Below are 24,246 nucleotides of genomic sequence, written 5' to 3'. Positions count from 1 at the left end.
ATGGCCCCGAGCGCCATGAGCCGTGGCAAAGACGACTGGACCGCCTCTCTCTCCGAAGCCCAGCCGGTCCCGTACTGGCTGGAAGACCCCGGCAAGCCGCCCGCCGAGCCCGCCCTCACCGGCACCGAGACCTGCGACCTGCTGGTGGTCGGCGGCGGCTACAGCGGGCTGTGGACCGCGCTCAACGCCAAGGAGCGCGACCCGCGGCGCGATGTGGTGCTGCTGGAAGGCCGCGAGGTGGGCTGGGCCGCCTCCGGCCGCAACGGCGGCTTCTGCGCCGCCTCCCTCACGCACGGCCTGCCCAACGGCCTGGCCCGCTGGCCCGACGAGATCCACAGGCTTCAGGAGCTGGGCCGGCGCAACCTCGACGGGATCGAGGCGGCGATCGCCCGGCACGGCATCGACTGCGACTTCGAACGCACCGGCGAGATCGACGTCGCCACCGAGACCTACCAGGCCCGGGAACTGCGCGACTGGCACCGGCAGCTCCAGGAGAAGGGCCTCGCGGACGGCATCGAGTTCCTGGACGCCGACGCCGTGCGCGAGCAGGTGAACTCGCCCACCTTCGAGGCCGGCCTGTGGGACCGCCGGGGCGTGGCCATGCTCCACCCGGCCAAGCTGGCGTGGGGCCTGAAGAAGGCCTGCCTGAAGCTCGGGGTGCGGGTGTACGAGCACACCCCCGCCCTGACCCTGAAGGGCTACGGCGCCGGGATGGCCGTACGCACCCCGTACGGCGCCGTCCGCGCCCGCAAGGTCGCGCTCGGCACGAACATCTTCCCGAGCCTGCTGCGCCGGGTGCGCTCGTACACCGTCCCCGTCTACGACTACGCCCTGATGACCGAGCCGCTGACCGCCGAGCAGCTGGCCTCGATCGGCTGGAAGAACAGACAGGGCCTCGGGGACTCGGCGAACCAGTTCCACTACTTCCGGCTGTCCGCCGACAACCGCGTCCTGTGGGGCGGCTACGACGCGATCTACCCCTACGGCGGCCGGGTCCGCGCCGAGTACGACGACCGGCCCGAGACGTACGCCAAGCTCGCGGGCCACTTCTTCACGTGCTTCCCGCAGCTGGAGGGCGTCCGCTTCACCCACGCCTGGGGCGGCGCGATCGACACCTGCTCCCGCTTCTCGGCGTTCTTCGGCACCGCCCACCAGGGCCGCGTGGCCTACGCGGCGGGCTACACCGGCCTCGGCGTCGGCGCGACCCGGTTCGGCGCGGACGTGATGCTCGACCTGCTGGACGGGGAGCGCACCGAGCGGACCGAGCTGGAGATGGTCCGCAAGAAGCCGCTGCCGTTCCCGCCGGAGCCCTTCGCCTGGACGGGCATCGCCCTGACCAAGTGGTCGCTGGCCCGCGCGGACGCCCACGGGGGCCGCCGGAACCTGTGGCTGCGGACGATGGACCGGCTGGGACTGGGCTTCGACAGTTAGCCCGGGTCCACCCCGGGCCACCGTGACAAGTCGGCCGAACCCGCGTAATGCTCCCCGCAGGACCTCCCTCTCCCCCGTGACGGACGCGACCGCGTCCACGACAACCACGGGAGAGAGGGAGGCCCTGCCATGACTGGGTCGAAGACGGCGGTCGAATGGCTGGCATCCGCCGCACCGGACCCCGAGGCCTGCCGCCGGGAGTGGGAGCGCAACCCCCTCGGGGTCGCGCTGCTGCCCGCCGGCAAGGCGTGGGACGTCCTGATCCTGCCGGGTGCCCTCGGCTACCCGACCCTCGACGTGCTCACCCGCGTCCTCGACCAACTCGGCCCGGTGCTCGTCGGCTTCGGCGACGACCGGGTCGGGTTCCTCGTGCCCCCGGGCACCGCGGCCCGCTGGCTCGGCACCGGGATCAGGACCGCGGGGGCCGGCACCTGGATCGTCGTGCCGTATCCGGGCCGGGCGACCCGGGGCGTGCGCTGGCTGGTGCCGCCGGACGGCTCGGGCACGCTGACCGACCCGGCGCTGCTGGAACTGGCGATGCACGAGGCGGCGGCGGGGGCGGCGAGGGAGAGAGGTGGGAACCGCTGACGCCCCGACACCTTGACAACGCGATTGGTCTGGACCAAGTTGTGTGCGCTCCGCCCCTCCAACTCCCCGGCACCCGGAGGCCCTTGTGGATCGTGCCCGACGCCCCAGATCCGTCCTCGCCGTGCTCACGGCCGCACTGCTGGCCGTGCCCGGCATCACCGCGCTCTCGTCGGCCGCCCGCGCGGCCGACGCGGACGTCGCGGTCAACGGCGGTTTCGAGTCCGGCCTGACCGGCTGGACCTGCACCGCCGGCACCACCGTCACCTCGCCCGTGCACAGCGGGAGCGCGGCGCTCCAGGCCACCCCGGCCGGCAGCGACAACGCCCAGTGCTCCCAGACGGTCACCGTCCAGCCGAACGCGCAGTACACCCTCTCCGGGTACGTCCGCGGCTCCTACGTCTACCTCGGCGCGAGCGGCACCGGCACCACCGACGTCTCCACCTGGACCCAGTCCGCCCCCGACTGGCAGAAGCTCAGCACCACCTTCCGCACCGGGGCGGCCACCACCAAGGTCACGATCTACACCCACGGCTGGTACGGCACCGGCGCCTACTACGCCGACGACCTCACCCTCGTCGGCCCCGGCGGCAGCGGCACCGCGCAGCCGCCCGCCGCCCCCACCGGTCTGCGGACCACCACCGTGACCTCGTCCTCCGTCGGCCTGTCCTGGTCCGCGGTGACCGGCGCGACCGGTTACGCGGTCTACCGCGACGGCACCAAAGCGCAGACCGTGACCGGCACCTCGGCCACCGTCTCCGGCCTCGCGGCCTCCACGGCGTACAGCTTCCAGGTCACCGCGGTGAACGACGCCGGCGAGTCCGCGAAGTCAGCGGCCGTGACGGCGACGACCGGCACCGGCACCGGCGGCGGGGGCACGTCCGACCTGCCCGCCCACGCCCTCGTCGGCTACCTGCACGCCAGCTTCGCCAACGGCGCCGGCTACACCCGCCTCGCCGACGTCCCCGACAGCTGGGACGTCATCGACCTGGCCTTCGGCGAGCCCACCTCGGTCACCTCCGGGGACATCCGCTTCAACCGCTGCCCGGTCACCGAGTGCCCGAACGTGGAGAGCGACGCCGACTTCAAGGCGGCCGTCAAGGCCAAGCAGGCCGCCGGCAAGAAGGTCCTGATCTCGATCGGCGGCCAGAACGGCCAGGTCCAGCTCACCACGACCGCGGCCCGCGACACCTTCGTCTCCTCCGTCTCGAAGATCATCGACACCTACGGCCTCGACGGCCTGGACATCGACTTCGAGGGCCACTCGCTCTCCCTGAACGCGAACGACACGGACTTCAGGAACCCGACCACCCCCGTGATCGTGAACCTCATCTCCGCGCTGAAGACCCTGAAGGCCAAGTACGGCGCGAAGTTCGTCCTCACCATGGCCCCGGAGACCTTCTTCGTGCAGAACGGCTACCAGTACTACGGCACCGGCAAATGGGGCGGCCAGGACCCCCGCTGCGGCGCCTACCTCCCGGTGATCTACGCGCTCCGGGACGACCTCACGCTCCTGCACGTCCAGGACTACAACTCCGGCCCGATCATGGGCCTGGACAACCAGTACCACTCCATGGGCGGCGCCGACTTCCACATCGCCATGACCGACATGCTCCTGACCGGGTTCCCGGTCGCGGGCGATCCCGGCAACGTCTTCCCGCCGCTGCGCCCCGACCAGGTCGCGATCGGCATGCCGGCGTCGACCAACGCGGGCAACGGCTACGTCTCCCCGTCCGAGGTCACCAAGACCCTGGACTGCCTGACGAAGAGGACGAACTGCGGCTCGTACGCCACCCACGGGACCTGGCCCGCGCTGCGGGGCCTGATGACGTGGTCGGTGAACTGGGACCGCTACGCGAACTGGGAGTTCCAGAAGAACTTCGACGCGTACTTCGGCTGAGCACGCGGGACAGGGCGGCCAGCAGCACGGTGCCCAGGCACCAGCCGGCCACCACGTCCAGCGGCCAGTGCCAGCCGTGGCGGACGAGGCCGTACGACACCCCGAGGACCAGGGCCGCGCACCCCGCGACCAGGGCGCGGCGGGCGACGGGGGAGCGGAGCCAGGGGAGGAGGAGGAGGGTCGCGGAACCGTACGCGACCGCGGCCGTCGTCGTGTGACCGGACGGGAAGTAGCCCGTCCCCGGGGGCACCACCGGTGTCCCCGGCCGGGCCGTCCACTCCTTCAGCGGGACGACGACCGCCGGGACCAGCGCCATCAGCACGGCCGCGGCGAGCGGCGGCAGCCACCACCGCCCGGCACCGGCGGCCCGGCCCCGCCAGGCCGTGTACCCGAGGGCCACGGCGAGCACGGGCAGGGCGACCTGGACGTTGCCGAGGTCGGAGAGCAGCTGGGAGAACCGGTCCGGGTGCACGAGGGCCCGGCTGGCGTCCGCGTCCAGCCCGAGCAGCGGCCCGTCGGCGACGACCTGCCAGGTGACGAGGGCGAAGACGAGCGCCGGGAGGACCAGGAGCAGCATGGGCCCAGCTTGGCAGACGGCCGCGGGGGAGGAGGCCGGCCGCCCCGGAACGGGGGGGTGGTTCCGAGGCGGCCGTCCGGACCGGAACGTCGCGCGCCCCGGGGGGTTTGGGGCGGCGACCGTCCGATCGGTGAGGAGATCCCGGAGCCGTCAGGCGCCGGTTGTGTGCGCGAGGGCACGACCAGGTCGAAGCTGGGGAGGCCCCGGCCCGGCGTCCGCCCGCAGTCCCCCGCGGGCGGGTGTATCTCTCATCTGAGGAGAACCTACGGCAGGCGGCGGCGCTTGGGCAGACGGAATCGGCTCCCGTCATCCACCCCGCACACCTTCTTCACACGGCCTGCCGCAGGCGCCTTCCAAGGTGCGGACCTCCCGCTCGGATGCGCGGGTCCCGGGGCGCCGCTCAGATGCGGGCGAGCCCCTGCTCGATGATGTCGAGGCCCTCGTTCAGCAGGTCCTCGCCGATGACCAGCGGCGGCAGGAAACGCAGCACGTTGCCGTAGGTGCCGCAGGTCAGGACCAGCAGGCCCTCGGCGTGGCAGGCCTTGGCGAGCGCGGCGGTGGCCTCCGGGTTCGGCTCCTTGGTGGTGCGGTCCTTGACCAGCTCGATCGCGATCATGGCACCGCGTCCGCGCACGTCACCGATGACGTCGAACTTCTCGGCCATGGCGGTGAGGCGACCCTTCATGATCTCCTCGATGCGCTTGGCCTTGCCGTTGAGGTCCAGCTCCTTCATCGTCTCGATCGCACCGATCGCACCGGCGCACGCGACCGGGTTGCCGCCGTAGGTACCACCGAGGCCGCCGGCGTGCGCGGCGTCCATGATCTCCGCGCGGCCCGTGACGGCGGCGAGCGGCAGACCGCCGGCGATGCCCTTGGCGGTCGTGATCAGGTCGGGCACGATCCCCTCGTCCTCGCAGGCGAACCACTGCCCGGTCCGGCAGAAGCCGGACTGGATCTCGTCGGCGACGAAGACGATCCCGTTGTCGGCGGCGAACTGCCGGATGGCGGGCAGGAAGCCCTTGGCCGGCTCGATGAAGCCGCCCTCGCCGAGCACCGGCTCGATGATGATCGCGGCCACGTTGTCCGGGCCGACCTGCTTGGTGATCTGGTCGATGGCCTGCGCGGCGGCCTCCGGGCCGGCGTTCTGCGGGCCGGTCGGCCAGCGGTACGCGTACGCGACGGGCACGCGGTACACCTCGGGCGCGAACGGGCCGAAGCCGTGCTTGTACGGCATGTTCTTCGCCGTCAGCGCCATCGTGAGGTTGGTCCGCCCGTGGTAGCCGTGGTCGAACACCACCACGGCCTGCCGCTTGGTGTAGGCACGCGCGATCTTGACGGCGTTCTCCACGGCTTCGGCGCCCGAGTTGAACAGCGCGGACTTCTTGGCGTGGTCGCCCGGGGTCAGCTCGGCGAGCGCCTCCGCGACCTCCACGTAGCCCTCGTACGGGGTGACCATGAAACAGGTGTGGGTGAAGTCGGCGAGCTGGGCGCTCGCGCGGCGCACCACGGCCTCGGCGGAGGCGCCGACGCTCGTCACGGCGATGCCGGACCCGAAGTCGATCAGCCGGTTGCCGTCGACGTCCTCGATGATGCCGCCGCCGGCGCGCGCGGTGAACACGGGCAGCACGGAGCCCACGCCCTGGGCGACCGCGGCGGTACGGCGGGCCTGAAGCTCCTGCGACTTCGGACCGGGGATGGCGGTGACGACGCGGCGCTCCTGCGGAAGTGCGGTCATGGGGGCTCCCTGATGATCTTGCGTACCGGGCGGTCCCGGGCGGTTCCGGGCGGTGCGTTTTCGGACGCATACCTTCTTTTCTCGCAGGCTAAGACCGGTTCCGGAAGGTGGGCATGCTCCATGTGGGCGTTGTCGGCGGCCCCCCTTGTCCGCCGTGGACATAGCCCGGCCGGGCGGGCCGGCTCCTTACGGCCGCGTAAGCGGTGAACTCCCCCTGCCGGGGCGTTAGATTGACTCGCTGACGACGGACGGAACGGCTGGTCAGGGGGCAAGGTCGATGGACAGCGACGCGACGCGCGAGACCCGCGGCACCCACGCGAACCCGCTACCGCGGCCTATGGCGGCGCCGGAGGGGGCGGGAGTACCCCCGATGCCGCCCGGGGTGCCGCCGGCGCCCCCGATGCCGCCCGGCGCACCGCCGAAACCGGACGGCTCTGTCTTCCTCACCTGGCTGCGGACCCCCCGCCCGGAGGCGCCGCCGGGTGTGTGGCGCTTCGGACACCGGCCCCGTCCCGAGCAGGAGCCCGAGCAGATCCCCTCCCGGCAGCTGCTCAGCGGCGCGCTGATCGCCTTCCTCGTGGGCTGGCTGGTGTGGTCCCTGCTGTGGAACGGCTACCTCGGCGCCTGGTGGGTGCTGCCGCTGGAGCTGTTCACACCGGACTCCTGGCGCCAGGGCAACGACGCCGTGGGCAACGCGATCCTCTGGTACTCGTACTACACCCTCATCGCCCTCGCCATCCTGTTCGTCGTCGGCCGCCTGGGCCGCTGGGGCGAGGTCTGGCGCCGCTATGGGCCGCGCGCCTGGCGTCCCGCCACGCCCGCGGCCGCACCCCCGCCCACCCCCGGACAAGACCCCGCCGAATGGCCGCTGCTGCGGCAGGCCGGAGCCCACGAGGCTGCCGAGCGGCTGGCCGGTGAGGCGAGGGCCGGGCTCATGCGAGACGTGGATCACGCGCGGATCAGCAGGGCCTGGCAGGGCGTGCGGTCCGGCCGGCACAGCCTGGCCGGCTTCACCGGCGCCGTACTGAAGGACGGCGCCGCCGCCTGCCCGCACCCCTCCGGCGAACGCGACCTGCCCGCCCGGCACGCCCGCCACGACCTGCTCACCGGACAGGTCCGGCTCGGCACCACCGCCGACGACCCCCGCAACCCGTACCACTACCGCGGCGCCGGCCTCGCCCTGGGCCCCGACCTGCTCGGCACCTCCCTGCTCGCCGTCGGCCCGGCCGGCTCGGGGAAGACCGGCGCGGTGGTGCGTCCGCTCGCCGAGTCCCTGTGCCTGCACGCGCTGGCCGGCCGGACGTCGGTCGTGGTGGTCGGCGCGGCGGGCGCCGGGCTCGGGCCGGCCGAGGCCTACGACGTCGTCGTCCGCGTCGGCCACCCCGAATCCGTGTACGACCTCGACCTCTACGGCGGTACCACCGACCCCGACGAGGCCGCCGCCATACTCGCCGAGGCCCTCGTCGGCGACCTCGCGGACCCGCACCCCGGCAGCGACAGCCGCCGGTCCACCACCGTCCTCGCCCAGCTGCTCGGCCCGTTCCGCGCCGTCCACGACCGCTTCCCCTCCGTGCCGGAGCTGCGGCAACTGCTCGACGGCGCCCCCGGCCCGCTGGCCGCGCTGCGCAAGGGCCTCACCGACACCGGGAACGCGTCCCTGCTCAGGGAACTCGACGCCCGGGAGCGGCAGATGGCCCACCCGGGCGACGTCGGGACGGTCCTCGCCGACCGGATCGCCCTGCTCGACCGGCCCGCCTTCGCCGCCTTCTTCGACACCTCCGGACAGAGCCGGCCGTTCTCCCTGAAGGCTCTCGACCACCCGGTCCGGGTCCGCATCGACCTGCCCCAGCGTGGTCACGCCGACGCCTCCCGGATCCTGGCGCGGCTGGTGCTCGCCCAGTTCACGGCCTCCGTGACGGTGCGGGAGGACCGGTCGCTCTTCGCCTGCCTGCTGCTCGACGACGCCTCCGGGGTCGTCACGCCGGAGGCCGTACGCGGCATCCAGCGGCTGCGCAGCGCCAACGCCGGCGTGGTGCTCACGCTGCGCACCCTGGACGACGCGCCCCGGCCGCTGCGCGGACCGCTGCTGGGCGCCACGGGCTGCCGGATGGCGCTGTCCGGGCTCACCCCCTGGGACGGCCAGGACTTCGCCGAGGTGTGGGGCAAGGAGTGGACCGAGACCCGGGACGTCACCGACCGGCAGATCATCGCCGAGACCCCGGCCGGCAAGGCCGTGCACATGCTGCGCCGGGTCATCACCGGCCAGGCGCCCACCGCCCGTGCCGTCACCGTGCGCCAGGTCGAGCGGGAGCGGTGGTCGGCTTCCGAGTTGGCCCACGGGGTGCCGCCGGGGCATGCCGTGTTGTCGCTGACCACCGTGGAAGGCGAGCACGCGCCGCCGTTGCTGGTGGATCTGCGGGGGTGAGGGGCGGGCGCGGGCTCGTACGGTGAGGCAGAATCGGCGTGGGCCGTTCATACACGGCGGCCAAGATCACCGGGATCGACGGATCTCCCTCACCGTGAAGGCCCCATGCCTCCGACTCTCGCCTCGCTCGTCCACCACTCCGCGCTCAAGCTGACCGTGCGCGCGGGCGAGGACCGTCTGGACGTGCCCGTCCGCTGGGCCCACGTCAGCGAGCTGGCCGACCCCGTCCCCTACATGGAGGGCGGCGAGCTGCTGCTGATCACCGCGCTCAAGCTGGACGCGGAGGATCCCGAGGCCATGCGGCGGTACGTGCGGCGGCTCGTCGGCGCGGGCGTGGTCGGGCTGGGCTTCGCCGTCGGGGTCAACTACGAACAGATCCCCGACGCCCTCGTCGACGCCTGCGCGCAGGAGGGGCTGCCGCTGCTGGAGGTGCCCCGCCGCACCCCCTTCCTCGCCATCAGCAAGGCCGTCTCCGCGGCGATAGCCGCCGACCAGTACCGGGCCGTCACCGCGGGCTTCGCCGCCCAGCGCGAGCTGACCAGACAGGCGCTGAACGCCGGCCCGGAAGGGGTGCTCACCGCGCTCGCCGCCCAGGTCGACGGCTGGGCCGCGCTGTACGACGCCTCGGGCGCCGTCGTCGCCGCCGCGCCGGAGTGGGCCGGCCGCCGCGCCGCCCGGCTCACCACCGAGGTGGAACGGCTGCGGGAGCGGCCCGCGCCCGCGTCCTCCGTCGTCGGCGGCCCCGAGCACGAGGACCGGGTGGAGCTGCACAGCCTCGGCACCGGCCGCCGCCCGCGCGCCGCGCTCGCCGTGGGGACGGCCGCCGCGCTCGGCACCGCCGAACGGTACGCCGTGCACTCCGCCATCGCCCTGCTCACCCTCACCACCGAACGTTCCCGCTCGCTGCACGCGGCCGAGCAGCGCGTCGGTGCGGCGGTGCTGCGCATGCTCCTCGCGGGCGAGCCCGACCACGCCCGGGCGGTCGCCGGGGACCTGTACGGCGAGCTGCTGGACGCCCCGTTCCGGATGATCGTCGCCGAGTCCGGCTCCGGCCCGGCCGGCGAACCGCTGGGCGAGCTGGCGGAGACCGTGGAGAGCGCGGCGGCGCGGGCCGGGGAGGCCGTGCTGGTCGTGCCCGAGGGGGAGCGGCTGGTCGTGCTGGCCGCCGACCGGGGCGCCGCGGTGGCCGCGTGCGTCGATCACGCGGCGGCGCGGGAGGCCGACCGGGCGGCGGCCGAGCAGGGGCGGGCGGAGGAGGACACGCTGGTCGTCGGCCTGTCCGCGCCCGCCGGGCCGATCGCGGCGGCGGCGGCGTACAAGCAGGCCGAGCAGGCGCTGTCGGTGGCGCGGCGGCGGGGGCGGGTGTTCGTGGAGCACGAGCAGCTCGCCGCCGGGTCGGTCCTGCCGCTGCTGGCCGACGACGCGGTCAAGGCGTTCGCCGACGGGTTGCTGCGGGCGCTGCACGAGCACGACGCCACCGGCCGGGGTGACCTGGTCGCCTCGCTGCGGGCGTGGTTGTCGCGGCACGGGCAGTGGGACGCGGCGGCGGCCGACCTGGGGGTGCACCGGCACACCCTGCGGTACCGGATGCGCAGGGTCGAGGAGATCCTGGGGCGCAGCCTGGACGATCCCGATGTGCGGATGGAGCTGTGGCTCGCCCTGAAGGCGACGTCCACGGACTAGACCCCAGTCGGACGAAGTGGCATGGAGAGGGCTGGAGCGCCGAGTAGTCCAATCAGTAGTGTCCCGTCCGCCCACTGCTACGACTCGGACAAGCACCCCCGAGCCGGCCCCGCCCTACCGTGGACCACGCAAGCCAAGCGACACACCTCCAACGCGGAAGGGCCGGGACTCGTACATGACTTCCACCCATGCCTTCTGGCTCGCCGGCCGCCAGGCCACCGGCGAGGACACCTTCGACGTCACCTCCCCGTGGGACGGCCGGCTCGTCGGCAAGGTCAGCGTGCCGACCGACGCCCAGGTCGAGGAGGCCGTGGCCGCCGCGTACGCCGTCCGCGATGACTTCGCCGCCACCCCGGCGCACGTCCGCGCCGCCGCTCTGGACCACGTCAGCAAGCGGCTGGCCGAGCGCACCGAGGAGATCGCCCAGTTGATCTCCGCCGAGAACGGCAAGCCGGTCAAGTGGGCCCGGGGCGAGGTCGGCCGTGCCGTCTCCGTGTTCCGGTTCGCGGCCGAGGAGGCCCGCCGGTTCAACGGCGGCGAGGCCCAGCGGCTCGACACCGACGCCGGCGGCCAGGGCCGGCTCGCGCTCACCCGCCGCTTCCCGAAGGGTGTCGTGCTCGGCATCGCGCCGTTCAACTTCCCGCTGAACCTGTGCGCCCACAAGGTCGCCCCGGCGATCGCCGCCGGCGCCCCGATCATCCTCAAGCCGGCCCCGGCCACCCCGCTGTCCGGCCTGATCATCGGTGACCTGCTCGCCGAGACCGAGCTGCCGGCCGGGTCGTGGAGCATCCTGCCGGTGCCGAACGACAAGATGCCCGCCCTGGTCCAGGACGAGCGCCTGCCGGTCATCTCCTTCACCGGTTCCGAGAAGGTCGGTTACGCGATCATGGACTCGGTGCCGCGCAAGCACTGCACGCTGGAGCTGGGCGGCAACGGGGCCGCGGTCGTCCTCGGCGACTACGCCTCCGACGCCGACCTGGACTGGGCCGCGACCCGCATCGCGACCTTCTCCAACTACCAGGGCGGCCAGTCCTGCATCTCGGTGCAGCGCGTGATCGCCGACGCCTCCGTGTACGACCGGCTGCTGCCGCGGATCGTCGCCGCCGTCGAGGCCCAGGTCACCGGTGACCCGTCCGACCCGAAGACCGACGTCGGCCCGCTGGTCAGCGAGGACGCGGCCAAGCGCGTCGAGTCCTGGGTCAAGGAGGCGGTCGAGGCCGGCGCCAGCCTGCTCACCGGCGGTGACCGTGACGGCGCCTCCTACGCGCCGACCGTGCTCACCGACGTACCGGCCGGTGCGACCCTCTCCTGCGAGGAGGTCTTCGGGCCCGTCCTCACCGTGCAGAAGGTGAACGGCGAGGCCGAGGCGTTCGCCGCGGTCAACGACTCCAAGTACGGCCTCCAGGCGGGCGTGTTCACCCACGACCTCCAGGCCGCCTTCCGGGCCCACCGCGCCCTGGAGGTCGGCGGTGTGGTGATCGGCGACGTCCCGTCCTACCGTGCCGACCAGATGCCGTACGGCGGCGTCAAGCAGTCCGGTGTGGGCCGCGAGGGTGTGCGGTTCGCGATGGAGGACTACACCTACGAGCGCGTGCTGGTCCTCACCGGCCTCGCGCTCTGACCTGCCTCGGACAGGTCGGGAAACGGAACGGCCGCAGCCCACTGTGCGGGGGCTGCGGCCGTTCGCCGTTCCCTCTCGCCGAGGCAATCCGGAAGGGCTCCGCGGACGTACAGAAAGTAGGGCCGCATCCCCGAGGGAAGAAGGAGGGCCATCATGCGAGCATCACGCGCGAGGCGCCTCGTCGCGGCGTCCGCGGCCGGCCTGGTGATGGCCGGCGGCGCCGCGGTCGGCGCGGCAGGCACGGCTTCGGCGGCAGCCCCCGCCGTGTCCACCCGGGTCACCGACGACTGGTGCTGGGGCCACTACGGCTGGAGCTGCTTCGACCATCGCTTCGACCACGGCTTCGGCGATCGCTTCGACCACGGCTTCGGGCATCGCTTCGACCACCGCTTCGATCATCGGTTCGATCACCGGTTCGGCAACGGAGGCACCGTGATCATCGTGGTCCGCTAACGGTGACAGGGCACGTCCCCCGCACCCCGCCACCCCGTAGGGGCCCGGCATGCCTTCCGATGCCGGGCCCGGCGGGTGGTCAGGGCGCGGCCGGCGCCGGTCCCGAACTCGCCCGTACGGTCAGCTCGGGCGTGAGCAGCACGACCTCGTCGCCGCCCGGCCCGTCCAGCTTCGCCACCAGGTGCTCCACCGCCTGCCGGCCCATCTCCTGGGCGGGGATGGCGACCGAGGTCAGCCGTACCGAGGCCTGGACGGCGACCTGGTCCGGGCAGACCGCGACCACGGACACGTCCTCGGGCACGGCCCGGCCCTGCTGGCGCAGCAGCGCGAGCAGCGGTTCCACCGCCGACTCGTTCTGCACCACGAACCCGGTCGTCCCCGGCCGCTCGTCGAAGATCCGGGCCACGGTCAGCGCCAGCGCGTCGTAGCCGCCCTCGCACGGCCGGTGCAGCACCCGCACGCCCGTCTCCCGGGCGCGCGAGCGCAGGCCGTCCAGGGTGCGCTCGGCGAAGCCGGTGTGCCGCTCGTAGACCGCCGGGGCCTCGCCTATGACGGCGATGTCGCGGTGCCCGAGCCCCGCCAGATGCTCCACGCACAGCGCGCCGGTCGCGCTCCAGTCCAGGTCCACGCAGGTCAGCCCGGCGGTGTCGGCGGGCAGACCGATGAGGACCGAGGGCTGGCCGGTGCCCCGCAGCAGCGGCAGCCGCTCGTCCTCCAGTTCGACGTCCATCAGGATCATCGCGTCGGCGAGACCGCTGCCGGTGACCCGGCGCACCGCGTCGGGCCCCTCCTCACCGGTGAGCAGCAGGACGTCGTAGCCGTGCGCCCGGGCCGTGGTGGCCACCGCGATGGCGATCTCCATCATCACCGGCACGTACATGTCGGTGCGCAGGGGGACCATCAGCGCGATGATGTTGGACCGTTTGCCGGCCAGGGCGCGGGCGCCCGCGTTCGGGTGGTAGCCCAGCTCCCGGATGCTCTGCTCGACCCGCTGCCGGGTGGCCGCGGAGATGGACCGCTTGCCGCTGAGGACATAGCTCACCGTGCTCGCCGAGACCCCGGCGTGCTGAGCGACCTCGGCGAGGGTGACCATCCGGCTCTCCAGAGTTTGTGAAGCGCTTCGACGCTGCGCCGTACGGACAAGGTGGGTAAGGGTAAGGCAGACACTAACCGCAAGCTAGGCAGGGTGTCCATAGGTGTCGAAGCGCTTCGACACTTCCGGCGGGCCCTTCCACCGTTCGCGCGCGAGGGGTGGTGGGGTCGGCCCGTTTCGGGTACCAACGATCCAGTAGCACTGGTCGGTAACGAACGGTCCCATTCGTCCCTCTTCGCGGCGAGGTGAGCCTGCATGTCCGCCACCACCACCCCACGCACCACCGTCACCGAGCGCGAGGCGCGCCAGGTGGCGGAGGCCGCCCGGCAGCAGGACTGGCACAAGCCCAGCTTCGCCAAGGAGCTGTTCCTCGGGCGCTTCCGGCTCGACCTCATCCACCCCCACCCGCTGCCCGACGACGAGTCCGTGCGCCGCGGCGAGGAGTTCCTGGCGAAGCTGCGCGCGTTCTGCGAGAGCGCGATCGACCCCGCCCGGATCGAGCGCGAGGCCCGCATCCCCGACGAGGTCGTGGCGGGCCTGAAGGAACTCGGCGCCCTCGGCATCAAGATCGACCCCGCGTACGGCGGCCTCGGCCTCACCCAGTTGTACTACAACAAGGCCCTCGCCCTGGTCGGCTCCGTCAGCCCCGCCGTCGGCGCGCTGCTCTCCGCCCATCAGTCGATCGGCGTACCGCAGCCGCTCAAGATGTTCGGCACCCAGGAGCAGAAGGACGCCTTCCTGCCCCGCTGCGCCCGCACCGACATCTCCGCCTTCCTGCTCACCGAGCCGGACGTGGGCTCCGACCCGGCCCGCCTCGCCACCACCGCCGTACCCGACGGCGAGGACTACGTGCTCGACGGGGTGAAGCTGTGGACCACCAACGGGGTGGTCGCCGACCTGCTCGTCGTCATGGCGCGCGTGCCGAAGTCCGAGGGGCACAAGGGCGGCATCACCGCGTTCGTCGTGGAGGCGGCGTCCGAGGGCGTCACCGTCGAGAACCGCAACGCCTTCATGGGGCTGCGCGGCATCGAGAACGGCGTCACCCGCTTCCACCGGGTGCGGGTCCCTGCGGCCAACCGCATCGGCCCCGAGGGAGCCGGGCTGAAGATCGCCCTCACCACCCTGAACACCGGCCGGCTGTCGCTGCCCGCGATGTGCGCCGGTGCCGGCAAGTGGTGCCTGAAGATCGCCCGCGAGTGGGCGGCCGAGCGCGAGCAGTGGGGCAAGCCGGTCGCGCTGCACGAGGCGGTCGGCGCCAAGATCAGCTTCATCGCGGCCACCACCTTCGCCCTGGAGGCCGTGCTCGACCTGTCCTCGCAGATGGCCGACGAGGACCGCAACGACATCCGCATCGAGGCCGCCCTCGCCAAGCTCTACGGCTCCGAGATGGCCTGGAGGATGGCCGACGAACTGGTCCAGATCCGGGGCGGGCGCGGCTACGAGACGGCCGAGTCGCTGCGGGCGCGCGGCGAGCGTGCGGTGCCGGCCGAGCAGATCCTGCGCGACCTGCGCATCAACCGCATCTTCGAGGGCTCCACGGAGATCATGCACCTGCTGATCGCACGGGAGGCCGTCGACGCCCACCTCTCGGTCGCCGGTAACCTCATCGACCCCGACAAACCGCTGTCCGCCAAGGCGAAGGCGGGCGCCAACGCGGGCGTGTTCTACGCCAAGTGGCTGCCGAAGCTGGTCGCCGGACCGGGGCAGCTGCCGACGGCGTACGGCGAGTTCAAGCACGGCATCGACCTCTCCGGGCATCTGCGCTACGTCGAGCGCACGGCCCGCAAGCTGGCCCGCTCAACCTTCTACGCCATGTCCCGCTGGCAGGGCCGGATGGAGACCAAGCAGGGCTTCCTCGGCCGGATCGTGGACATCGGCGCCGAGCTGTTCGCGATGAGCGCGGCCTGCGTCCGCGCCGAGCGGCTGTGGCGCGAGGGCGAGCACGGCCGCGAGGCATACCAGCTCGCCGACGCCTTCTGCCGCCAGGCCCGCATCCGGGTGGACGAACTCTTCGCCCGGCTGTGGACCAACACCGACGACCTGGACCGCAAGGTGGTCAAGCACGTCCTCGGCGGGGCCTACACCTGGCTGGAGGAGGGCATCCTCGACCCGTCGGGCGAGGGGCCGTGGATCGCGGACGCGACCCCCGGACCCTCGACCCACGAGAACGCCCGCCGCCCCTTCGGCGGCTAGCAGTACTTGTCGCTCGGGTCCCGCGTCGTCCAGGAGCAGGTGTCGACCTTGCTGCCGCCCGCCTTGGTCAGGGTCGCCGTGTCCTTGTCGTTGTTCCAGACGTAGGCACGGCGGCCCTGGTACTTGTCCGACGCCGTGTCCGAGCCGCTGCCGGTGTGCACCTTCACGTACTTCCCGGCGCCGATCTTGACGTTGCCGAAGACGTACTTGTGGTTGGAGGCGTCCTTCAGCACCCACCCCTTGAGCGAGACCGCCGAGCCGCTGGTGTTCTTCAGCTGCACCCACTCGGCGTTCAGGCTCTTGTTCGAGCGGTTGTCCGTGCCGGGGCTGTCGAACCACACGTGGTGGATCCGCACGCCACCGGCGGCCTCGGCCGGGGTGCTGAGCAGGGTGCCGGTGAGCAGGGCCGCGCCGGCGAGGGCGGGCAGGGCTGCGCGTATGCGCACAGTACGCATGGAGAGATCCCCCCAGGATGTCGTCCGCGAAGTCGTGGCCGGGCCGGTCGGCGACCGGCCCGGACTGAAGTGTTATCACATGATCTTCACCATGTGTCCACAGTTCTGCTGAACGCACCCGCGCGGGGGACGCGCTGTCCGGGCCGTCACCGCGTGCCGCCACAATGGGGGGATGACCGACAGTCCCGCCCGTCCGGCCCCCCTCGCCGACCCGCACCTCGTCTACGACCCCGCCCCCGGCGGGGGCCCCAAGGACGTGGTGGTCCTCGGCTCCACCGGATCCATCGGCACCCAGGCCATCGACCTCGTGCTGCGCAACCCCGACCGCTTCCGGGTCACCGCCCTGTCCGCGAACGGCGGCCGGGTGGCGCTCCTCGCCGAGCAGGCGCACCGGCTGCGGGTGCGGACCGTGGCGGTCGCCCGCGAGGACGTCGTGCCCGCGCTGCGCGAGGCGCTCGCGGCCGAGTACGGCGGCGCGGAGCCGCTGCCCGAGATCCTCGCCGGACCGGACGCGGCCACCGAGGTCGCCGCCTCCGAGTGCCACACGGTGCTCAACGGCATCACCGGCTCCATCGGCCTCGCGCCCACCCTCGCCGCCCTGGAGGCGGGCCGCACCCTCGCGCTCGCCAACAAGGAGTCGCTGATCGTCGGCGGCCCGCTGGTCACCGCGCTCGCGAAGCCGGGCCAGATCATCCCGGTGGACTCCGAGCACGCGGCCCTCTTCCAGGCGCTCGCCGCCGGCACCCGGGCCGACGTCCGCAAGCTCGTCGTCACCGCCTCCGGCGGCCCCTTCCGCGGCCGGACCAGGGACGAACTGGAACACGTCACCGTCGCGGACGCCCTCGCCCACCCCACGTGGGCGATGGGCCCGGTCATCACCGTCAACTCCGCGACCCTCGTCAACAAGGGGCTGGAGGTCATCGAGGCCCACCTCCTCTACGACCTTCCCTTCGACCGCATTGAGGTGGTCGTGCACCCGCAGTCGTATGTCCACTCGATGGTCGAGTTCACCGACGGATCCACGATCGCCCAGGCGACGCCCCCCGACATGCGCGGGCCCATCGCCATCGGACTGGGCTGGCCCGAACGTGTCCCGGACGCGGCCCCCGCGTTCGACTGGGCCAAGGCATCCACCTGGGAGTTCTTCCCGCTGGACGACGAGGCCTTCCCCTCGGTGAACCTCGCCCGGCACGTGGGGCGGCTCGCGGGCACGGCCCCGGCGGTGTTCAATGCCGCCAACGAGGAGTGCGTCGCGGCCTTCCTGAGCGGCGCGCTGCCCTTCAACGGGATCATGGATACCGTCACCCGGGTGGTGGAGGAGCACGGCACCCCGGTCACGGGAACTTCACTCACGGTGTCGGACGTCCTCGAAGCGGAGACCTGGGCGAGGGCCCGGGCCCGTGAACTCACAGCCACGACGGCGACCGCGGAGGCGCGTGCATGACGACCTTGATGTTCATCCTCGGCATAGTGGTCTTCGCGGTCGGCCTGCTCGTCTCGATCGCGTGGCACGAGCTGGGGCACCTGTCGACGGCCAAGCTCTTCGGCATCCGCGTGCCGCAGTACATGGTCGGCTTCGGCCCGACCATCTGGTCACGCAGGAAGGGCGACACCGAGTACGGCATCAAGGCGATCCCGCTCGGCGGCTACATCCGCATGATCGGGATGTTCCCGCCGGACGACCAGGGCCGGGTCTCCGCCCGCTCCACCTCCCCGTGGCGCGGCATGATCGAGGACGCCCGCTCGGCGGCCTTCGAGGAGCTCCAGCCCGGCGACGAGACGCGCATGTTCTACACGCGCAAGCCGTGGAAGCGGGTCATCGTCATGTTCGCGGGCCCCTTCATGAACCTGGTGCTCGCGGTCGCCCTCTTCCTCACGGTGCTGATGGGCTTCGGCATCCAGAAGGAGACCACCGTCGTGGAATCCGTCTCGCCCTGCGTCATCGCGCAGAGCCAGCACCGCGACAGCTGCAAGAAGTCCGACCCGTCGTCCCCGGCCGCGCAGGCCGGCATGAAGGCGGGCGACAGGATCGTCTCCTTCGACGGCAAGCCGACCGAGGACTGGAACACGCTCTCGGACCTCATCCGGGACAGCGCCGGGAAGGACGTCTCCTTCGTCGTCGACCGCGACGGCCGGGACGTGACCCTGCACGCGAGGATCGCCACGAACCAGGTCGCCAAGAAGGACACGGGCGGCAACTACGTCGACGGCTACGTCAAGGCCGGCTTCCTCGGCTTCAGCCCCGCCACCGGCGTCGTCAAACAGGACTTCGGCCAGTCCGTGACCTGGATGACCGACCGGGTCGGCGACGCCGTCGACTCCCTCGTCGCCCTGCCCGGCAAGATCCCGGCCCTGTGGGACGCGGCCTTCGGCGACGGCCCGCGCGAGCCGGACTCCCCGATGGGCATCGTCGGCGCGGCCCGGGTCACCGGCGAGATCGCCACCCTGGACATCCCCGCCTCACAGCAGCTGGCCATGTTCGTGTTCGTGCTGGCCGGCTTCAACCTCTCCCTGTTCCTGTTCAACATGCTCCCGCTGCTCCCGCTCGACGGCGGGCACATCGCGGGCGCCCTGTGGGAGTCGCTGCGGCGCAACCTGGCCCGGGTGCTGCGCCGCCCCGATCCCGGACCGTTCGACGTCGCCAAGCTGATGCCGGTGGCGTACGTGGTCGCCGGGATCTTCGTCTGCTTCACCGTCCTGGTGCTCATCGCCGACGTCGTGAACCCGGTGAAGATCTCCTAGCCGCCCGTCGCCCCACCGCGGCCCGGACCCTCGGGTTCCGGGCCGCATTCCATCGGGTGGTTTACGGGTGGGATGTGCTGACGCGGGACCCGGTGCCGTAATCTCAAAGCCTGGAGCCCGCCGTTGCACGGGACCGGACCTTGATTCACGACTTGGGGTTGCACAGCAGATGACTGCGATTTCTCTCGGCATGCCGTCCGTTCCGACCAAGCTCGCCGAGCGCCGGAAGAGCCGGCAGATCCAGGTCGGAAGCGTGGCGGTCGGCGGGGACGCGCCCGTGTCGGTCCAGTCGATGACCACGACCCGCACGTCCGACATCGGCGCCACCCTCCAGCAGATCGCCGAGCTGACCGCCTCCGGCTGCCAGATCGTCCGGGTGGCCTGCCCCACCCAGGACGACGCCGACGCCCTCGCCACCATCGCGAAGAAGTCCCAGATCCCGGTGATCGCGGACATCCACTTCCAGCCCAAGTACGTCTTCGCCGCCATCGAGGCCGGCTGCGCCGCCGTCCGCGTCAACCCCGGCAACATCAAGCAGTTCGACGACAAGGTCAAGGAGATCGCCAAGGCCGCCAAGGACCACGGCACCCCGATCCGCATCGGCGTCAACGCCGGCTCCCTGGACAAGCGCCTGCTCCAGAAGTACGGCAAGGCCACCCCCGAGGCCCTGGTCGAGTCGGCGCTGTGGGAGGCGTCCCTCTTCGAGGAGCACGACTTCCGCGACATCAAGATCTCCGTCAAGCACAACGACCCGGTCGTGATGATCGAGGCCTACCGGCAGCTCGCCGAACAGTGCGACTACCCCCTCCACCTCGGCGTCACCGAGGCCGGCCCCGCCTTCCAGGGCACGATCAAGTCGGCCGTCGCCTTCGGCGCCCTGCTCTCCCAGGGCATCGGCGACACGATCCGGGTCTCCCTCTCGGCCCCGCCGGTCGAGGAGGTCAAGGTCGGCCTGCAGATCCTCCAGTCGCTCGGCCTGCGCCAGCGCGGCCTGGAGATCGTCTCCTGCCCGTCCTGCGGCCGTGCCCAGGTCGACGTCTACAAGCTCGCCGAAGAGGTCACCGCCGGCCTGACCGGCATGGAGGTCCCGCTCCGCGTCGCCGTCATGGGCTGCGTCGTCAACGGCCCCGGCGAGGCCCGCGAGGCCGACCTCGGCGTCGCCTCCGGCAACGGCAAGGGGCAGATCTTCGTCAAGGGCGAGGTCATCAAGACCGTCCCCGAGTCCAAGATCGTGGAAACCCTCATCGAGGAGGCCATGAAGCTGGCGGAGCAGATGGAGGCCGAGGGCGTCGCCTCCGGCGAACCGTCGGTGTCGGTGGCGGGCTGAGCTTTCCGGCACCGGCCGGACCGCGCCCCGCAAGGGGCGCGGGACCACGCTGGATGCGCGGCTCGGCCACGGGGGCGCGCGGCCACGGCCGGCCCGCGGTCGGCGGCGATCCCGGCCCCCGGCCTCGGAGGCGCACCCCGAAGCCGGCGCGGCTATAGTGCGGAGATCAGCAGACCCCCAGCGTGAGGCCCCGCACGTGTTGACCCAGACCACCTCACGAGTGCTCGAACCCGGCGACCTGGACGCCGCGCTCGCCGTCCTCGACCGCGAGCCGGTCGCGAACGCCTTCGTGACCTCCCGGGTCCAGGTCGCGGGCCTCGACCCCTGGCGGCTCGGCGGCGAGATGTGGGGCTGGTACGAGGACGGCATGCTCACGTCCCTGTGCTACGCGGGCGCCAACCTCGTGCCGATCTGCGCCACCCCCCGCGCCGTCCGCGCCTTCGCCGACCGCGCCCGCCGGGCCGGCCGGCGCTGCTCCTCCATCGTCGGCCCCGCCGAATCCACCGCCGAACTGTGGCGGCTGCTGGAGCCGCACTGGGGTCCGGCCCGCGAGGTCCGCGCCCACCAGCCGCTGATGGTCACCGACCGTATGCCGGCCGACATCACCCCGGACCCGTACGTCCGCCGCGTCCGCAAGGACGAGATCGAGACGATCATGCCGGCGTGCGTGGCGATGTTCACCGAGGAGGTCGGCGTCTCGCCCCTCGCCGGCGACGGCGGCCTGCTCTACCAGGCCCGGGTCGCCGAACTCGTCGGCTCCGGCCGCTCCTTCGCCCGCGTCGACGACCAGGGCCGGGTCGTGTTCAAGGCGGAGATCGGCGCGGCGACCCCCCAGGCCTGCCAGATCCAGGGCGTGTGGGTGGCCCCCGAGTACCGGGGCAGGGGCCTGGCGGCCCCCGGCATGGCGGCCGTACTGCGCTACGCCCTGACCGACGTGGCCCCCGTGGTCAGCCTGTACGTGAACGACTTCAACACCGCGGCGCGCAGGGCGTACCGCAAGGTGGGCTTCCGTGAGGTGGGAGCCTTCATGAGCGTGCTCTTCTGACCGCCCTGTACGCTCCCCGCATGGACCTCGTGATCGGCCCCCTGGACCTCACCGCCCACGTGGACGAGGCCCTCGCCGTCCAAGCCCTCGCCTTCGGGCTCGGCCCGGACGAGGTCGCCGTGCGCCGGCAGATCGTCCAGCGGCACATGCAGTACCGCGGCGCGCGCGCCTACGGGGCCACCGTCCGGGGGCGGCTCGTCGGCTTCGTCTACGGCATGCCCAACAGCCGTACCCACTGGTGGTCCACCGTCGTCGAGCCCTACCTGCGCGCGGGCGGCAACGACTTCTGGCTGGACGACTCCTTCGTCATCACCGAACTGCACGTCCACCCCGACCACCAGAACCGCGGCATCGGCCGGCGTCTGATCACCACCATCACCGACACCGCCGACGAACCCCGCTCGATCCTCTCCGCGATCGACACCGACAGCCCCGCCCGCGGCCTCTACCACTCCCTCGGCTACGTCGACCTCGCCCGCCAAGTCCACTTCCCGAGCGCGCCGAGGCCGTACGCCGTGATGGGCGCCCCGCTGCCACTGCGCAGGCGTTAACCGATTTCCACCGGCACGGGCGGCCCGGCTAACCTCCATGCCATCACCTTTACCCGGCAGGAGTACGAGAACCATGGCCAACGCACCGGTCCAGCGCATGTCCCAGTTGATGGCGAAGACGCTGCGCGACGACCCGGCGGACGCCGAGGTCCTCAGCCACAAGCTCCTCGTCCGCGCCGGCTACGTCCGCCGCACGGCCGCCGGCATCTGGAGCTGGCTGCCCCTCGGCAAGAAGGTCCTCGCCAACGTCGAGCGCGTCGTGCGCGAGGAGATGGACGCCATCGGCGCCCAGGAGGTCACGCTGCCCGCCCTGCTGCCGCGTGAGCCCTACGAGGCCACCGGCCGCTGGGACGAGTACGGCCAGGAGCTGTTCCGGCTCAAGGACCGCAAGGGCGGCGACTACCTCCTCGGCCCCACCCACGAGGAGATCTTCACCCTCCTGGTCAAGGACCAGTGCACGTCCTACAAGGACCTGCCGGTGATCCTGTACCAGATCCAGACCAAGTTCCGTGACGAGGCCCGGCCCCGCGCCGGCATCCTGCGCGGCCGCGAGTTCCTGATGAAGGACTCGTACTCCTTCGACCTGGACGACGAGGGCCTCGCCCGGTCCTACGCCCTGCACCGCGAGGCCTACCGGCGCGTCTTCGAGCGCCTCGGCCTCGACTACCGCATCGTCGCGGCCACCGCCGGCGCCATGGGCGGCTCCAAGTCGGAGGAGTTCCTCGCCCCGGCCGAGGCCGGCGAGGACACCTTCGCCGACTGCCCGAACTGCGACTTCGCCGCGAACACCGAGGCGATCACGTACGAGCTGAAGCCGGTGGACGCCTCCGGCGTGCCCGCCGCCGAGGACATCCCGACCCCCGACACCCCGACCATCGAGACGCTGGCCGCCTCGCTCGGCGTCCCGGCCTCCGCCACGCTGAAGAACCTGCTGGTCAAGGTGGACGGCGAGATCGTCGCCGTCGGCGTGCCCGGGGACCGCGAGGTGGACCTGGGCAAGGTCGAGGCCCACTTCGCCCCGGCCACCGTCGAGATGGTCACCGAGGCGGACTTCGCCGCGCGCGGCGACCTGGTCCGTGGCTACGTCGGCCCGCAGGGCCTGGGCGAGAAGGTGAAGTACATCGCCGACCCGCGCGTGGCCCCCGGCACCGCCTGGATCACCGGCGCCAACAAGGAGCACACGCACACCAGGAACGTCGTCGCCGGCCGGGACTTCGAGGTCGACGCGTACGTGGACGTCGTGGTGGTCCAGGAGGGCGACCCCTGCCCCCGGTGCGGCACCGGCCTGAAGCTGGACCGCGCCATCGAGATCGGCCACATCTTCCAGCTGGGCCGCAAGTACGCCGACGCGCTCAAGCTGGACGTCCTCGGCCAGAACGGCAAGCCGGTCCGCGTCACCATGGGCTCCTACGGCATCGGCGTCTCCCGTGCCGTCGCCGCGCTCGCCGAGCAGACCGCCGACGAGCACGGCCTGGTCTGGCCCAAGGAGATCGCCCCGGCCGACGTGCACGTCGTCGCCGCCGGCAAGGCGCTCCAGACCGAGCTGGCCCTCGAGGTCTCCGACAAGCTCGCCGCCGCGGGCGTCCGCGTCCTGGTGGACGACCGCGCCGGGGTCTCCCCGGGCGTGAAGTTCACCGACGCGGAGCTGATCGGCGTCCCGCAGATCCTGGTCGCCGGCCGCCGCTCCGGCGAGGGCGTCCTGGAGCTGAAGGACCGCAAGACCGGCGAGCGCGAGGAACTGACGGTCGAGGCCGCGATCGCCCGCCTGACCGCACGGTAAGCGGGAGCGGCAGCGGCGAGGGACACCCCGGGTCCGCCCCGGGGCGTTCCATGGACACGGGGCGTCTCATGGGACCGGGGCGTCCCAGGAGCCCGTGCAGTCCGTGAGCCCGGGCGCGGTCGCCGCGCCCGGAGCCCTGGTGGTGCCGGGGACTTGTCCTTCACGGCTCACGGGCCTGGCGGCCCGGCCCCGCTCACCCAGGCGCTGACGTTCGGCGGCGCTCGCGCGGGCTTCTCGCGTCGGCGCCGTCCATCGCCTGGGCGGCCTGCGCGCACCGGGCTGCCGCCGGCCGACGGGTCTCGCGCGCATCAGGCCCCGCCGCGACCGGCTCGCCGGCGCCGGACGACTTGTCCTTCACGGCTCCCGAGGGTGGCGGGCCGGCCGCGCTCCGCCTGGCCCCGTCGTTCGGCCGCGCTCGCGCGGGGCCCTTCCGTTGGCGCGTTGCGCGGTCCGGGCGCCGTAGGCTCCGCCGCGCCTGGCTCGGTGGTGCGGGGGAGCCTTTCACGGCTCGCGGGCCCTGTGGCCCGGCCTGGCTCCGCCTGGCCCCGTCGTTCGGCCGCGCTCGCGCGGGGCCCCTCGTGTTAGCACGCTCCGCTGCCTGCGCGGCCTGCGCGCACCGGGCTGCCGCCGGCCGACGGGTCTCGCGCGCA

17 protein-coding genes and 1 pseudogene are annotated in these 24,246 nt (G+C 72.5%); 14 read left to right on the top strand and 4 right to left on the bottom strand.

Annotated elements, in window-relative coordinates:
* The 3 genes from ACZ5DC_RS29815 (at position 1) to ACZ5DC_RS29805 (ending at position 3,916) form a co-directional block, all read left to right on the top strand.
* The gene (locus ACZ5DC_RS29815; RefSeq protein ID WP_468657793.1) at positions 1 to 1,431 is read left to right on the top strand and encodes an NAD(P)/FAD-dependent oxidoreductase; all 1,431 of its coding nucleotides are present in this window, start codon (positions 1 to 3) and stop codon (positions 1,429 to 1,431) included.
* Between the two features lie 129 nt (positions 1,432 to 1,560).
* The gene (locus tag ACZ5DC_RS29810; protein WP_468657791.1) at positions 1,561 to 2,019 is read left to right on the top strand and encodes a bifunctional DNA primase/polymerase; all 459 of its coding nucleotides are present in this window, start codon (positions 1,561 to 1,563) and stop codon (positions 2,017 to 2,019) included.
* Between the two features lie 85 nt (positions 2,020 to 2,104).
* The gene (locus tag ACZ5DC_RS29805) at positions 2,105 to 3,916 is read left to right on the top strand and encodes a chitinase (protein ID WP_468657790.1); all 1,812 of its coding nucleotides are present in this window, start codon (positions 2,105 to 2,107) and stop codon (positions 3,914 to 3,916) included.
* Here the strand turns inward: ACZ5DC_RS29805 and ACZ5DC_RS29800 are convergent.
* A pseudogene (locus ACZ5DC_RS29800) lies at positions 3,858 to 4,493 on the bottom strand (phosphatase PAP2 family protein); the annotation flags it as partial. The gene ACZ5DC_RS29805 and the pseudogene ACZ5DC_RS29800 sit on opposite strands and share 59 nt — an antisense overlap.
* A gap of 400 nt (positions 4,494 to 4,893) precedes the next feature.
* Entirely contained in the window at positions 4,894 to 6,228 is a 1,335-nt protein-coding gene (gabT, locus tag ACZ5DC_RS29795; RefSeq protein WP_468657788.1) for a 4-aminobutyrate--2-oxoglutarate transaminase, read from the bottom strand.
* Positions 6,229 to 6,505: 277 nt separating this feature from the next.
* Here gabT and ACZ5DC_RS29790 point away from each other — a divergent pair, with 277 nt between their 5' ends.
* The 4 genes from ACZ5DC_RS29790 (at position 6,506) to ACZ5DC_RS29775 (ending at position 12,410) form a co-directional block, all read left to right on the top strand.
* The gene (locus tag ACZ5DC_RS29790) at positions 6,506 to 8,653 is read left to right on the top strand and encodes an ATP-binding protein (protein WP_468657786.1); all 2,148 of its coding nucleotides are present in this window, start codon (positions 6,506 to 6,508) and stop codon (positions 8,651 to 8,653) included.
* Positions 8,654 to 8,758: 105 nt separating this feature from the next.
* The gene (locus tag ACZ5DC_RS29785; protein ID WP_468657784.1) at positions 8,759 to 10,336 is read left to right on the top strand and encodes a PucR family transcriptional regulator; all 1,578 of its coding nucleotides are present in this window, start codon (positions 8,759 to 8,761) and stop codon (positions 10,334 to 10,336) included.
* A 175-nt stretch (positions 10,337 to 10,511) separates the two neighbouring features.
* The gene (locus tag ACZ5DC_RS29780) at positions 10,512 to 11,957 is read left to right on the top strand and encodes an aldehyde dehydrogenase family protein (protein ID WP_468657782.1); all 1,446 of its coding nucleotides are present in this window, start codon (positions 10,512 to 10,514) and stop codon (positions 11,955 to 11,957) included.
* A 153-nt stretch (positions 11,958 to 12,110) separates the two neighbouring features.
* The gene (locus tag ACZ5DC_RS29775) at positions 12,111 to 12,410 is read left to right on the top strand and encodes a hypothetical protein (protein ID WP_468657780.1); all 300 of its coding nucleotides are present in this window, start codon (positions 12,111 to 12,113) and stop codon (positions 12,408 to 12,410) included.
* 79 nt (positions 12,411 to 12,489) lie between these two features.
* Here the strand turns inward: ACZ5DC_RS29775 and ACZ5DC_RS29770 are convergent, their stop codons facing one another.
* A complete protein-coding gene (locus ACZ5DC_RS29770; RefSeq protein ID WP_468657778.1) occupies positions 12,490 to 13,503 on the bottom strand; it encodes a LacI family DNA-binding transcriptional regulator in 1,014 nt (337 codons plus the stop codon).
* Positions 13,504 to 13,758: 255 nt separating this feature from the next.
* On the opposite strand from ACZ5DC_RS29770, the gene ACZ5DC_RS29765 reads away from it, so the two are divergent.
* The gene (locus ACZ5DC_RS29765) at positions 13,759 to 15,696 is read left to right on the top strand and encodes an acyl-CoA dehydrogenase family protein (RefSeq protein ID WP_468657776.1); all 1,938 of its coding nucleotides are present in this window, start codon (positions 13,759 to 13,761) and stop codon (positions 15,694 to 15,696) included.
* Here the strand turns inward: ACZ5DC_RS29765 and ACZ5DC_RS29760 are convergent.
* Entirely contained in the window at positions 15,693 to 16,151 is a 459-nt protein-coding gene (locus ACZ5DC_RS29760) for a lamin tail domain-containing protein (RefSeq protein WP_366751160.1), read from the bottom strand. The two genes, ACZ5DC_RS29765 and ACZ5DC_RS29760, sit on opposite strands and share 4 nt — an antisense overlap.
* A gap of 172 nt (positions 16,152 to 16,323) precedes the next feature.
* Here ACZ5DC_RS29760 and dxr point away from each other — a divergent pair, with 172 nt between their 5' ends.
* From dxr to ACZ5DC_RS29730, 6 genes are all read left to right on the top strand, one after another.
* Complete coding sequence (gene dxr, locus ACZ5DC_RS29755; protein WP_468657774.1) at positions 16,324 to 17,595, top strand: 1-deoxy-D-xylulose-5-phosphate reductoisomerase; 1,272 nt, start codon at positions 16,324 to 16,326, stop codon at positions 17,593 to 17,595.
* On the top strand, positions 17,592 to 18,893 hold the full coding sequence (locus tag ACZ5DC_RS29750) for a M50 family metallopeptidase (RefSeq protein WP_468657772.1): 1,302 nt from the start codon (positions 17,592 to 17,594) through the stop codon (positions 18,891 to 18,893). The genes dxr and ACZ5DC_RS29750 overlap by 4 nt, the downstream gene beginning before the upstream one ends.
* Positions 18,894 to 19,062: 169 nt before the next feature.
* Positions 19,063 to 20,220, top strand: a complete 1,158-nt coding sequence (gene ispG / locus ACZ5DC_RS29745; protein WP_058082097.1) for a flavodoxin-dependent (E)-4-hydroxy-3-methylbut-2-enyl-diphosphate synthase — start codon at positions 19,063 to 19,065, stop codon at positions 20,218 to 20,220.
* Between the two features lie 196 nt (positions 20,221 to 20,416).
* A complete protein-coding gene (locus ACZ5DC_RS29740) occupies positions 20,417 to 21,265 on the top strand; it encodes a GNAT family N-acetyltransferase (protein WP_468657770.1) in 849 nt (282 codons plus the stop codon).
* A 20-nt stretch (positions 21,266 to 21,285) separates the two neighbouring features.
* On the top strand, positions 21,286 to 21,816 hold the full coding sequence (locus tag ACZ5DC_RS29735; protein WP_468657768.1) for a GNAT family N-acetyltransferase: 531 nt from the start codon (positions 21,286 to 21,288) through the stop codon (positions 21,814 to 21,816).
* A gap of 73 nt (positions 21,817 to 21,889) precedes the next feature.
* Positions 21,890 to 23,596 carry a proline--tRNA ligase gene (locus ACZ5DC_RS29730; RefSeq protein WP_468657766.1) on the top strand — a complete coding sequence of 569 codons (1,707 nt, stop codon included), beginning with the start codon at positions 21,890 to 21,892 and terminating at the stop codon, positions 23,594 to 23,596.
* Positions 23,597 to 24,246: the final 650 nt, after the last annotated feature.

This window comes from Streptomyces sp. NPDC031445, from assembly GCF_055581365.1.
The sequence above is the reverse complement of the archived record's forward strand: the minus strand, read 5'-3'. Positions and strand labels throughout refer to the sequence as shown.

Coding starts and splice junctions, on each gene's coding strand:
- ACZ5DC_RS29815 (WP_468657793.1), top strand. CDS start 1: ATGGCCCCGAGCGCCATGAGCCGTGGCAAAGACGACTGGACCGCCTCT.
- ACZ5DC_RS29810 (WP_468657791.1), top strand. CDS start 1,561: ATGACTGGGTCGAAGACGGCGGTCGAATGGCTGGCATCCGCCGCACCG.
- gabT (WP_468657788.1), bottom strand. CDS start 6,228: ATGACCGCACTTCCGCAGGAGCGCCGCGTCGTCACCGCCATCCCCGGT.
- ACZ5DC_RS29790 (WP_468657786.1), top strand. CDS start 6,506: ATGGACAGCGACGCGACGCGCGAGACCCGCGGCACCCACGCGAACCCG.
- ACZ5DC_RS29785 (WP_468657784.1), top strand. CDS start 8,759: ATGCCTCCGACTCTCGCCTCGCTCGTCCACCACTCCGCGCTCAAGCTG.
- ACZ5DC_RS29780 (WP_468657782.1), top strand. CDS start 10,512: ATGACTTCCACCCATGCCTTCTGGCTCGCCGGCCGCCAGGCCACCGGC.
- ACZ5DC_RS29775 (WP_468657780.1), top strand. CDS start 12,111: ATGCGAGCATCACGCGCGAGGCGCCTCGTCGCGGCGTCCGCGGCCGGC.
- ACZ5DC_RS29770 (WP_468657778.1), bottom strand. CDS start 13,503: ATGGTCACCCTCGCCGAGGTCGCTCAGCACGCCGGGGTCTCGGCGAGC.
- ACZ5DC_RS29765 (WP_468657776.1), top strand. CDS start 13,759: ATGTCCGCCACCACCACCCCACGCACCACCGTCACCGAGCGCGAGGCG.
- ACZ5DC_RS29760 (WP_366751160.1), bottom strand. CDS start 16,151: ATGCGTACTGTGCGCATACGCGCAGCCCTGCCCGCCCTCGCCGGCGCG.
- dxr (WP_468657774.1), top strand. CDS start 16,324: ATGACCGACAGTCCCGCCCGTCCGGCCCCCCTCGCCGACCCGCACCTC.
- ACZ5DC_RS29750 (WP_468657772.1), top strand. CDS start 17,592: ATGACGACCTTGATGTTCATCCTCGGCATAGTGGTCTTCGCGGTCGGC.
- ispG (WP_058082097.1), top strand. CDS start 19,063: ATGACTGCGATTTCTCTCGGCATGCCGTCCGTTCCGACCAAGCTCGCC.
- ACZ5DC_RS29735 (WP_468657768.1), top strand. CDS start 21,286: ATGGACCTCGTGATCGGCCCCCTGGACCTCACCGCCCACGTGGACGAG.
- ACZ5DC_RS29730 (WP_468657766.1), top strand. CDS start 21,890: ATGGCCAACGCACCGGTCCAGCGCATGTCCCAGTTGATGGCGAAGACG.